We start from the raw sequence: 1,654 nt of genomic DNA, 5'->3' as shown, positions 1-1,654 counted from the left end.
CCGTCCAGGTGGCGAGGTTGTGCCGGGTGGTCAGGGTGTCGGGATGGTTGGCGCCCTGGAGGCGTTCACGGATGGGGAGCAGGGCGGCGAGCTGATCGCGGGCTGCGGCCGCATCGCCTGCTTCTCCCGTCCAGGTGGCGAGGTTGTGCCGGGTGGTCAGGGTGTCGGGATGGTTGGCGCCCTGGAGGCGTTCACGGATGGGGAGCAGGGCGGCGAGCTGATTGCGGGCGGCGGCCGCATCGCCCGCAGTCCAGGTGGCGAGGTTGTGCCGGGTGAACAGAATGTCGGGATGGTCGGCGCCTCGTACCCATTCTTCGATGGGGAGCAGGGCGGCGAGCTGGTCGCGGGCTGCGGCCGCGTCCCCTGCCTCTCCCGTCCAGTACGCGAGGTAGTACCGGGTGAACAGGGTGTCGGGATGGTCGAGGCCCTGGACGCGTTCACGGATGGGGAGGAGGGCTGCGTACTGGTCGCGGGCTGCGGCCGCATCGCCTGCTTCCCCTGCCCAGGTGGCGAGGTTGTGCCGGGTGAACAGGGCGTCGGGATGGTCGGCGCCTCGTACCCGTTCCTGGGTAGAGAGCAGGGCGGCGAGCTGGTCGCGGGCCGCGGCCGCATCCCCTGCCTCCCCCGTCCAGGTGGCGAGGTAATACCGGGTAGTCAGGGTGTCGGGGTGGTCGGCGCCTCGTACCCGTTCTTGGGTAGGGAGCAGGGCGGCGAGCTGGTCTCGGGCCGCGGCCGCATCGCCTGCCTTCCCTGTCCAGGTGGCGAGGTTGTGCCGGGTATTCAGGGTGTCGGGGTGGTCGGCGCCTCGTACCCGTTCTTGGGTAGGGAGCAGGGCGGCGAGCTGGTCTCGGGCCGCGGCCGCATCCCCTGCCTGCCCCGTCCAGTACGCGAGGTAGTACCGGGTGAACAGGGTGTCGGGGTGGTCGGCGCCCTGGACGCGTTCACGGATGGGGAGCAGGGCGGCGAGCTGATCGCGGGCCGCGACCGTATCGCCCGCCCGCCGCGTCCAGTAGGCGAGGTTTTGCCGGGTGGACAGTGTGTCGGGGTGGTCGGCGCCCCGGACGCGTTCACGGATGGAGAGCAGGGCGGCGTACTGATCGCGGGCGGCGGCCGCATCGCCTGCCTGCCCCGTCCAGTAGGCGAGGTTTTGCCGGGTATTCAGGGTGCTCGGGTGGTCGGCCCCCAAGACGCGTTCACGGATGGGGAGCAGGGCGGCGTACTGATCGCGGGCGGCGGCCGCATCGCCTGCCTGCCCCGTCCAGCCGGCAAGGTTGTGCCGGGTGGTCAGGGTGTCGGGGTGGTCGGCGCCTCGTACCCGTTCTTCGATGGGGAGCAGGGCGGCGAGCTGGTCTCGGGCCGCGGCAGCATCGCCCGCCCGCCGCGTCCAGTAGGCGAGGTTTTGCCGGGTATTCAGGGTGCTGGGGTGGTCGGCGCCTCGTACCCGTTCTTCGATGGGGAGCAGGGCGGCGAGCTGGTCTCGGGCCGCGGCAGCATCCCCTGCCTGCCCCGTCCAGTAGGCGAGGTAGTACCGGGTATTCAGGGTGCTCGGGTGGTCGGCACCTCGTACCCGTTCTTCGATGGGGAGCAGGGCGGCGAGCTGGTCTCGGGCCGTGGCCGCATCGCCTGCCTTCGCTGTCCAGGTGGCGAGGTTGTG

1 protein-coding gene is annotated in these 1,654 nt (G+C 71.2%); it reads right to left on the bottom strand.

Annotated features, from left to right (window positions below; translation table 11 throughout):
• A partial coding sequence (locus tag AB0B64_RS59660) for a tetratricopeptide repeat protein (protein ID WP_358206085.1) occupies positions 1 to 1,654 on the bottom strand: 1,654 nt, incomplete at both ends.

The organism is Nonomuraea sp. NPDC049129, from assembly GCF_040648495.1.
GTDB lineage: Bacteria > Actinomycetota > Actinomycetes > Streptosporangiales > Streptosporangiaceae > Nonomuraea.
This window is presented reverse-complemented; position numbering and strand designations above follow the sequence as displayed.